The sequence below is a fragment of the Aeromicrobium sp. 50.2.37 genome, assembly GCF_024655735.1.
Classification (GTDB): domain Bacteria; phylum Actinomycetota; class Actinomycetes; order Propionibacteriales; family Nocardioidaceae; genus Aeromicrobium.
Map to the genome: position 1 here is coordinate 20,267 of NZ_JANLGG010000036.1, position 9,474 is coordinate 29,740.

Consider the following 9,474-nt stretch of genomic DNA (forward strand, 5'->3'; position numbering starts at 1 on the left):
TTATCGACGATCCAAGCGCGCAGAATCGTCGAAAACCCTTCGAAACGCGGAGCGGGAGCCGGGGAGCTCGGCTGAGCCCGACGCTCCCGCTCCGTCGAGGCCTTTCGGAGGCCGCCACGGGACCCACCCGCACCAGCGCACCCCGACGCCGAGACCCAGCCGCAGCAACACAGCCCCGCCACAGCGACGCAGCCCCGACCGCGACCGGCCGCCACTGCGCGACCCAGGCGTTACGGTCCTGGGATGGATGCGCTGCTCGGTGCCGTCGTCGGCGTGGTCGTGACGACGCTCGTGGGGCTCGTCTGGGTCCGGTCCCGCCGCCCGGACGCCGCCCTCGGCGGGCCCGACGACCTCGCGACCTACGCCACCCTGCACACCGCCTCGCTGGCTGCTCCGGCCCTGCGGGCCGGGCTGGACGCCGACGGCGCCGCCGGCGCCCTGCCCCACGTCCGGGCCCTGCTGGGCGGAGCACCCGCCGCACTGACGGACGGCACCGGCGTGCTCGCCTCCTCCGGCGAGGGCGACCACGCCCTGGCCGCGCCTCTCGTGGAGGCGGTCCTGGCCGAGGGTCGCACCCAGGCCTCCGACCGCGCGGTGGTCGCGCCGCTCGTGGTCGACGAGCTGGTCGTCGGCACCCTCGTCGTGCTCACGAGCCACCCCGCCGCCGGCATCGTCCGAGCCACCACCGAGGTGGCCCGCTGGATGTCCAGCCAGCTCGAGCTGAGCGAGCTGGCCGCGTCCCGGACCGCACTCATGGAGGCCGAGCTGCGCGCCCTGCGGGCCCAGATCTCGCCGCACTTCATCTACAACTCGCTCGGCGCGATCGCCTCCTTCGTGCGGACCGACCCCGAGCGGGCACGCGGCCTGCTCCTGGAGTTCGCGGACTTCACGCGTTACTCCTTCCGCCGCCACGGCGACTTCACGACGCTGGCCGACGAGCTGCTGTCGATCGAGCGCTACCTGGCGCTGGAGAACGCCCGCTTCGGGGACCGCCTGCGCGTGACGTCGAGCGTGGCGCCGGAGGTGCTCAACGTCGCCCTGCCGTTCCTGGCGGTGCAGCCCCTCGTGGAGAACGCGGTGCGCCACGGGATCGAGCCGAAGGACGGCCCCGGCCACATCACCGTCGTCGCGCGCGACGTCGGCACCGCCTGCCTCATCGAGATCGAGGACGACGGCGTGGGCAGCGACCCCGAGGTGGTGCGCGAGGCCCTCGCCGGTCGGGCGAGCGGCGGGTCGATCGGGCTGGCCAACGTCGACCAGCGCCTGCGCGCCGTCTACGGCAACGACCACGGGATCGTCGTCGAGACCGCCCCCGGCCTCGGCACGAAGGTCTCGCTGCGGATCCCGAAGTTCTCGCCCGACGCGCGGACGTGATGTCGCTCTACACTCCCCGGATGGACGACGTCGCCGGCACGCGCCACGCCGAGCCCGCCCCGGGCCTGCGCGCGCTCGTCGTCGACGACGAGCAGCCCGTGCTCGACGAGCTCGTCTACCTGCTCGGGCGCGACGACAGAGTCGGCGTCGTCGAGACGGCCCACTCCGGGGCCGAGGCCCTGCGCAAGCTCGAGGCCGACCGGATCGACCTCGCGTTCCTCGACGTCGCGATGCCCGGCCTGTCCGGCATCGACGTGGCCCGCATCGTCGGGCAGTTCCGCACGCCACCGCGGATCGTGTTCGTCACGGCGCACGACAACCACGCGGTCGACGCCTTCGAGCTCGGCGCGGTGGACTACCTGCTCAAGCCCATCCGCGAGGAGCGTCTGCGCGAGAGCATCCGGCGCGCGGTCGACGTCGGCGAGGCCGTGCCCGAGACCGACGAGACGATCCCCGTCGAGCTCGGCGGCGTCACCCGCTTCGTGCGGCGCTCGACCATCACCCACGTCGAGGCGCAGGGCGACTACGTGCGCCTGCACACCGCCGACGGCCACGGCCACCTGCTGCGCACCCCCCTCACCGGTCTCGTGGAGGACTGGTCCCACGCCGGCTTCGTGCGCATCCACCGCAGCATCGCCGTGAACCTCGCCCACGTCCGCGAGGTCCGCATGCAGGCCGGCCGCTGCAGCGTGGTCGTGCCCCGCGGCGACGAGCTCACCGAGCTGCAGGTCTCGCGCCGTCACACCCCGCTCCTGCGCGACCGGATCCACGACCGGAGCCGCTGACGTGGACGCGACGCCCGAGCAGCCCCCCTCGTCGGGCCGGGTGCGGGTCACGAGCCCCCTCGCGGCGGCCCCGGCCCACGTGCGCCGCAGCGCCCGGGAGGAGATCGACGAGGAGACCGGAGTCGGCGAGGTGTACATCCGCTCGCTCGTGCGCACCCAGCTGCGCTCGGCACTGGCCGTCGTCACGCTGCTGGCCGTGGGCGTCGGGTCGCTGCCGCTCGCCTTCACGCTCCTGCCGGGACTCGCTCGCACCCAGCTGGGACCGGTGCCGCTGCCGTGGATCGTCCTCGGCGTGCTCGTCTACCCCGCGCTGCTGCTCGTCGGCTGGGTGTACGTGCGGCGCGCCGAGCGGGCGGAGGCCGACTTCGCCACCCTCGTCGAGGCGGCCGAGCACCGGTGAACACGTCCTACGCCGTCGCCGCCGTGGCACTGGTGTCGATCGCCACGCTCGGCATCGGGGCCTTCGGCCTGCGGGTGAGCCGCACCACAAGCGACTTCTACGTGGCGTCGCGCTCGGTGTCGCCGGCCCTCAACAGCTCCGCGATCGGGGGTGAGTACCTGTCGGCCGCCTCGTTCCTCGGGGTCGCCGGGCTCGTGCTCGCCTCGGGGCCCGACGTGCTCTGGTACCCGATCGGCTGGACCGCGGGGTACCTGCTGCTGCTCGTGCTCGTCGCCGCACCGCTGCGCCGCTCCGGTGCGTACACGATCCCGGACTTCGCCCAGGTCCGACTGCAGTCGGTGGCGGTGCGTCGGGCCGCCACCCTCCTCGTGGTCGGCGTGGGCTGGCTGTACCTGATGCCACAGTTCCAGGGCGCCGGACTGACGCTGCGGACCGTCAGCGGCGCACCCGGCTGGCTGGGGATGGCCCTGGTCGCGACGATCGTCGTGGTCAACGTCGTGGCCGGCGGCATGCGGAGCATCACCTTCGTGCAGGCCTTCCAGTACTGGCTCAAGCTGACGGCGCTCCTGGTCCCCGCCGTCTTCCTGCTCCGCGCGTGGGCCCTCGACGGCGCCCCGTCCCCGGTCGCGCCCGAGGCCTGGTTCGAGCCGTGGAGCACCACCGACGCCCAAGGCCTCTACACGACCTACTCGGTGATGATCGCGACGTTCCTCGGCACGATGGGCCTGCCGCACGTGGTGGTCCGCTTCTACACGAACCCCGACGGGCACGCGGCGCGTCGCACGACGCTCATCGTGCTGGCGCTGATCGGTGGCTTCTACCTGCTGCCGACCGTCTACGGGGTCCTCGGCCGGGTGTACGCGTCGGACCTGGTGACCTCGGGACGTGCGGACACCGTCGTGCTCGAGCTGCCCGGGCGGGTGCTCGGCGGTGGTCTCGGCGAGGTGCTGTCGGCCCTCGTGACCGCGGGGGCGTTCGCCGCGTTCCTCTCCACCTCGTCGGGGCTGACCATGGCGATCGCCGGCGTCGTGGGCCAGAGCCTCGCGTCGGCCGGCCCGCTGGCCGGGCGGGTCTCGCCCATCACGTCGCTGCGCCTCGCGGCGGCCGTGTGCGTGCTCGTGCCCCTCGGTCTCGCCCTCGTGGCCGAGCCGATCCCCGTCGCGAGCTCGGTGACCTTCGCCTTCGCCCTGGCCGCCTCGACGTTCTGCCCCCTGCTCGTGCTCGGGATCTGGTGGCGCGGGCTCACGGCGCCGGGCGCCCTGGCCGGCATGGCCGGCGGGGGCCTCAGCGCCCTGCTCGGCACCGTGGTCGCCATCTCCGCCCGTCCCGACGGCTGGGTGGGAACCCTCGCCGCACAGCCGGCCATGTGGAGCGTCCCCGTCGGCTTCGGCCTCATGATCGGCGTCTCGCTGCTCACGCGCGACCGCGTCCCGAGCACCGTCGCCCGCACCATGGTGCGCCTGCACACCCCCGAGCGCATCGACGTCCAGCGCTGACCTCACCCCCATCGGTGACGGGCACAGCGCACCGCACCGCTCGTCGCGCGCGAACCGCCGCTCGTCGCACCGCTCGCGCCGCGCACCGCAGCCCTCGTGGCACCGACCGCACGACGGCCCTTGTGACCTGGCGCACAGACCCACGCCCTCCCTAGCGTCGCTCCGTGGGACCCACGTCACACCGGCGACGGCTCCCTCCGGTCAGACATCCACCCCACGCAGAAGACGAGGTGCCACCCGTGGCTGAGAAGATCACGCCCGAGGTCCACGCGGCCTACGAGCGCATCCATTCCACGCCGGAGTTCGCAGAGCTCCGGCGCCGGTACCTGAGGTTCGTCGTCCCGATGACGGTGACGTTCATGCTCTGGTACCTGCTCTACGTCGTGTGCTCGAACTGGGCGCCCGGCCTCATGGGCACCAAGGTGTTCGGCAACATCAACATCGCCCTGCTGTTCGGCCTGCTGCAGTTCGCCACCACGTTCGGCATCGCCTGGTGGTACGCCCGGTACTCGGCCCGCGAGATGGACCCGATCGCAGCCGAGCTGCTCGTCGGCTTCGACAAGGAGGTCGGCCAGTGAGCACGCAGACCTTGATCGCCGCCGCCTCCTCGGACTCCGGGAGCCACCAGGCCCTGACGGCCACGCTGTTCCTCCTCGTCGTCCTGCTGACCGTCGGCATCACCTTCTGGGCGAGCCGCAACACCAAGACCGCCGCCGACTACTACGCCGGTGGCCGATCGTTCAGCGGCCTGCAGAACGGCTTCGCCATCGGCGGCGACTACATGTCGGCCGCCTCGTTCCTCGGCATCTCCGGTGCCATCGCGCTCTCGGGCTACGACGGCTTCCTGTACTCCATCGGGTTCCTCGTCGCCTGGCTCGTGGCGCTGCTGCTCATCGCCGAGCTGCTGCGCAACTCCGGCCGCTTCACCATGGCCGACCAGCTCGCCTACCGGATGCGTCAGCGGCCCGTCCGTACTGCCGCAGCCACGTCAACGATCGTCGTGTCGATCTTCTACCTCCTGGCCCAGATGGTCGGCGCGGGCGCCCTCGTGGCACTGCTGCTGGGCGTCGACTCCGCGGCGGCGAAGAACTTCACCATCGCCGGCGTCGGCGTGCTGATGATCGTGTACGTCGTGTTCGGTGGCATGAAGGGCACCACCTGGGTGCAGATCGTCAAGGCCGTGCTGCTGATGTTCGGCACGATCCTCATCTCCGCCCTCGTGCTCGCGAAGTTCAACTTCAACCTGTCCGACCTGCTCGGCCAGGCGGCCGACAACAGCGGCCAGGGCAGCGCGTTCCTCGAGCCCGGCCTCAAGTACGGCGTGAGCCTGACGAGCAAGATCGACTTCATCTCGCTCGGCATCGCGCTGGTGCTCGGCACGGCCGGCCTGCCGCACATCCTGGTGCGCTTCTACACGGTGCCCACCTCCAAGCAGGCCCGCGTGTCGGTGCTCTGGGCGATCGGCATCATCGGCACCTTCTACCTGCTGACGCTCGTCCTCGGCTTCGGTGCCGCGGCGCTCGTCACGGGCGACGCCAAGGACCGCATCGTCGAGTCCGGCGGCAACCTGGCGTCCCCGCTGCTCGCAGAAGCCGTCGGGGGTGGGTCCGGCACGACCGGTGGCGCGATCCTGCTGGCCCTCATCTCGGCCGTCGCCTTCGCGACGATCCTCGCGGTGGTCGCCGGCCTGACGCTCACGTCGGCGTCGTCGGTCGCGCACGACCTGTACGCCAATGTCATCAAGAAGGGTGACGTCACGGGGGCGCAGGAGGTGAAGGTGGCGCGCATCGCGGCCTTCTTCATCGGTGGCGTCGCGATCGCCCTGGCCATCCCCGGCCAGAAGCTCAACGTCGCCTTCCTCGTGGCGCTGGCCTTCGCGGTCGCGGCCTCGGCGAACCTGCCGGCCCTGCTCTACAACCTGTTCTGGAAGCGGTTCAACACCCGCGGGGCGACGTGGAGCATCTACGGCGGACTCGTGTCCGCGGTGGGACTGGTCATCTTCAGCCCCGTGGTGTCGGGCTCGGAGACGGCGCTGTTCACGACGGTGGACTTCTCCTGGTTCCCGCTGCAGAACCCCGGCATCGTCTCGATCCCGTTCGGCTTCTTCATGGGCTGGCTGGGCACGGTCACCTCGAAGGAGACCGAGAGCGAGGCGCGGTTCGCCGAGCTCGAGGTCCGGTCCCTCACCGGGGCGGGCGCCGAGAAGTGACGTCGCGGGGGCCCGGTTCGCGCCGGGCCCCCGCACGCGCCAGGGTGGGGGTCGGGACGTGTCCAGGGGCGTCCCGACCCCCATCACGACGACACCGGCACGACGGCACCAGCGCAGGGCAACCCCCGCGCAACCGCAGTTGAAGCACCCTGTCACCTGAGCCACCATGCAGACGTACCCCCTTCATCGAGGAGAACCTTGTGAGCGAGCACGGCATCAGCAACCTGTCCCGTGAGGACCGCGTCTTCGAGCCGCCGGCCGACCTGGCCGCGCAGGCCAACGTGAAGGCCGACGTGTACGAGACCGCAGAGGCCGACCGGCTCGGCTTCTGGGCCGACGCCGCACACCGTCTCACCTGGGGCACCGACTTCGAGGAGGTGCTCGACTGGAGCAACCCGCCCTTCGCGACGTGGTTCGTGGGCGGGAAGCTCAACGTGGCGTACAACTGCGTCGACCGCCACGTCGAGAACGGCGACGGCGAGAAGGTGGCCCTGCACTTCGTCGGCGAGCCCGGCGACACGCGCGACCTGACCTACGCCCAGCTCAAGGACGAGGTCTCCAAGGCTGCCAACGCCATCGAGGAGCTCGGCATCGAGGCCGGCGACCGGATCGCCATCTACATGCCGATGATCCCCGAGGCCGTCATCGCGATGCTCGCCTCGGCCCGCGTGGGTGCCGTGCACACGGTCGTGTTCGGCGGCTTCTCCTCCGACGCGCTCGCGAGCCGGGTCGAGGACTGCGAGGCCAAGCTGGTCATCACCGCCGACGGCGGCTACCGCCGCGGCAAGGCCTCCGCGCTCAAGCCCGCCGTCGACGACGCGCTGGCGAAGCTGGGCGACGCCTCGCCCGTCGAGAACGTGCTCGTCGTCCGCCGGACCGGCGAGGACGTCCCGTGGAACGGCGACGTCGACGTGTGGTGGCACGAGGTCGTGGACGAGTCGTCCACCGACCACCGCTTCACCGAGTTCGACAGCGAGCACCCGCTGTTCGTCATGTACACCTCGGGCACCACGGGCAAGCCCAAGGGCATCCTGCACACGTCGGCCGGCTACCTGACCCAGGCGGCGTACACGTTCTGGGCGACGTTCGACCACAAGAGCGACGACGTGTACTGGTGCACCGCCGACGTCGGCTGGATCACCGGACACTCCTACATCACGTACGGACCGACGGCGAACGGCGCCACGCAGGTGCTCTACGAGGGCACCCCCGACACCCCGCACAAGGGCCGTTGGTGGGAGATCATCGCCGACAAGAAGGTCTCGCTCTTCTACACCGCCCCCACCGCGATCCGCACGTGCATGAAGTGGGGCGAGCAGATCCCCGCCGAGCACGACCTCTCGAGCCTGCGGATCCTCGGCACGGTCGGTGAGTCGATCAACCCCGAGGCCTACGTCTGGTACCGCGACACCATCGGCGCCGGGGAGACCCCGATCGTCGACACGTGGTGGCAGACCGAGACCGGCGCCCACATGATCACCCCCCTGCCCGGCATCACCGCCGCGAAGCCGGGATCGGCGATGACGGCGTTCCCGGGCATCACCGCCGAGGTCGTCGACGACGCCGGCAACCCCGTCGGCAACGGCGAGGGCGGGTACCTGGTGATCACCGAGCCGTGGCCGTCGATGCTGCGCACCATCTGGGGCGACGACGACCGCTACGAGGAGACCTACTGGTCGCGGTTCAAGGCCCAGGGCTACTACTTCGCCGGCGACGGCGCCAAGAAGGACGACGACGGCGCCATCTGGCTGCTCGGCCGGGTCGACGACGTCATGAACGTCTCGGGCCACCGGCTCTCGACCACCGAGATCGAGTCGGCGCTCGTCTCGCACCCCAAGGTCGCCGAGGCGGCCGTGGTCGGCGCCGCCGACGAGACCACCGGCCAGGCCGTGTGCGCGTTCGTCATCCTCCGCGAGTCCGCCGGTGACGGCGGGGAGGACGTCGTGGCCGAGCTGCGCAACCACGTGGCCAAGGAGATCGGCCCGATCGCCAAGCCGCGCCAGATCATGGTCGTGCCCGAGCTGCCCAAGACCCGGTCGGGCAAGATCATGCGCCGCCTGCTGCGCGACGTCGCCGAGAACCGCGAGGTCGGCGACGCCACCACGCTGGCCGATTCCTCGGTGATGGACCTGATCTCCGCCGGCATCGGCGACAGCAAGAACCAGGAGGACTGACCTCCCGGTCCACGCCCGGCACGACGCCCCCACGCCGCCTGGCGCGGGGGCGTCGTGCGTCCGTCGGGCGATCGACAGCAGAGGGTCAGGTTCCGTTCAGCCGTTCCTCATCCGGGCCGGGGAGGCTGGAGCCATGGACTCCTCATCCCGCATCGACATCGTGTTCGCTGCCTCGGTGATCGCCGGGGCCTCCCTCACGGGCGTGCTCCTGCGCCTCCTCGGCGCCTGACCCGTCTCCCTGGTCGTCGTGGCCCCACGGTGGCCGCGCGCCACACCGGCGACCGCCGGTAGGCTCCAGACATGAGTCATCGCGAGCCCGTGCGACCGATCCAGCCGGAGCAGCAGGACGAGCCGACGATCGGTCGGCTCGTCGCCGACGCCAGTCGTGACATCTCCGCGCTCGTCCAGTCCGAGATCGCCCTGGCCAAGAGCGAGCTCGTGGTCAGCGCGAAGGCCGGCGGCGTGGGAGCGGCGCTCTTCGCCGTTGCCGGGTTCATCGGTCTGCTGGTGATCATCCTGGTCTCGATCGCCTTCGCGTTCCTGCTGTCGATGACCGGTCTGCACCCCGCGTGGTGCTTCCTGATCGTGGCCGGCGCCTACGTGCTGCTCGCCGCCGTCCTGGTCCTCGTGGGTGTGCGGCTCATGAAGAAGATCCGCGCCCCCCAGAAGACGATCGCCACCGCCAAGCAGATCCCGGCGGCGCTCAAGGGCCAGCACCAGGGAACCGACGCGACCCGACGCTAGAGCCGGCCGCTGGGGCCGTTCGCTACGCGCGTCGCCCCACGAGCGCGCCGACCACGCCGAGCACGACCGCCACCGCCCCGCCCAGGGCGGTCCAGACGAGCCACCCGTCGAACGACGTGACGCCGACGTCGGCCAGGGCACGGAACAGGTCGGCCTGCAGGCCGCTCGCGCCGGCGTCGGAGACCGCGCGGTCGCGCACGAGCCGCGCGAGGGCGGCGTCGGCACCCGCGGCCACGGCCGCTCCGACCCCGAGCCAGACGAGGACGACCGAACGACGCCGGGCCGCCAGCAA

The 9,474-nt window shown here is 71.5% G+C and carries 9 protein-coding genes; 8 read left to right on the plus strand and 1 reads right to left on the minus strand.

The window, feature by feature from the left end; translation table 11 throughout:
• The first annotated feature begins 243 nt into the window (after nucleotides 1-243).
• The 8 genes from NUV38_RS15585 (at nucleotide 244) to NUV38_RS15620 (ending at nucleotide 9,182) form a co-directional block, all read left to right on the plus strand.
• Nucleotides 244-1,374, plus strand: coding sequence for a sensor histidine kinase (locus tag NUV38_RS15585; protein WP_257729999.1), 1,131 nt, complete (start codon nucleotides 244-246; stop codon nucleotides 1,372-1,374).
• Nucleotides 1,375-1,394: 20 nt separating this feature from the next.
• Nucleotides 1,395-2,159 (plus strand): LytTR family DNA-binding domain-containing protein, encoded by a 765-nt coding sequence (locus NUV38_RS15590; RefSeq protein ID WP_257730000.1) that lies wholly within the window; start codon nucleotides 1,395-1,397, stop codon nucleotides 2,157-2,159.
• Nucleotide 2,160: 1 nt separating this feature from the next.
• A complete protein-coding gene (locus NUV38_RS15595; RefSeq protein WP_257730001.1) occupies nucleotides 2,161-2,559 on the plus strand; it encodes a hypothetical protein in 399 nt (132 codons plus the stop codon).
• On the plus strand, nucleotides 2,556-4,055 hold the full coding sequence (locus NUV38_RS15600) for a cation acetate symporter (RefSeq protein ID WP_257730002.1): 1,500 nt from the start codon (nucleotides 2,556-2,558) through the stop codon (nucleotides 4,053-4,055). Before NUV38_RS15595 ends, NUV38_RS15600 begins: the two co-directional genes overlap by 4 nt.
• Nucleotides 4,056-4,294: 239 nt before the next feature.
• Nucleotides 4,295-4,633: a DUF485 domain-containing protein gene (locus NUV38_RS15605; RefSeq protein ID WP_257730003.1), complete on the plus strand. Its 339-nt coding sequence runs from the start codon at nucleotides 4,295-4,297 to the stop codon at nucleotides 4,631-4,633.
• Nucleotides 4,630-6,264 (plus strand): cation acetate symporter, encoded by a 1,635-nt coding sequence (locus NUV38_RS15610; protein ID WP_257730004.1) that lies wholly within the window; start codon nucleotides 4,630-4,632, stop codon nucleotides 6,262-6,264. Before NUV38_RS15605 ends, NUV38_RS15610 begins: the two co-directional genes overlap by 4 nt.
• A 200-nt stretch (nucleotides 6,265-6,464) precedes the next feature.
• Nucleotides 6,465-8,438 (plus strand): acetate--CoA ligase, encoded by a 1,974-nt coding sequence (gene acs, locus NUV38_RS15615; protein ID WP_257730005.1) that lies wholly within the window; start codon nucleotides 6,465-6,467, stop codon nucleotides 8,436-8,438.
• A 300-nt stretch (nucleotides 8,439-8,738) separates the two neighbouring features.
• Nucleotides 8,739-9,182, plus strand: coding sequence for a phage holin family protein (locus tag NUV38_RS15620; protein WP_257730006.1), 444 nt, complete (start codon nucleotides 8,739-8,741; stop codon nucleotides 9,180-9,182).
• Between the two features lie 22 nt (nucleotides 9,183-9,204).
• Here NUV38_RS15620 and NUV38_RS15625 read toward each other — a convergent pair.
• Nucleotides 9,205-9,474 (minus strand): hypothetical protein (locus tag NUV38_RS15625; RefSeq protein ID WP_257730007.1); only part of this gene is annotated, 270 nt, incomplete at its 5' end.

Excerpts from the sequence above, each read along its gene's own strand:
- NUV38_RS15585 (WP_257729999.1), top strand. The coding sequence starts at position 244 with ATGGATGCGCTGCTCGGTGCCGTCGTCGGCGTGGTCGTGACGACGCTC.
- NUV38_RS15590 (WP_257730000.1), top strand. The coding sequence starts at position 1,395 with ATGGACGACGTCGCCGGCACGCGCCACGCCGAGCCCGCCCCGGGCCTG.
- NUV38_RS15620 (WP_257730006.1), top strand. The coding sequence starts at position 8,739 with ATGAGTCATCGCGAGCCCGTGCGACCGATCCAGCCGGAGCAGCAGGAC.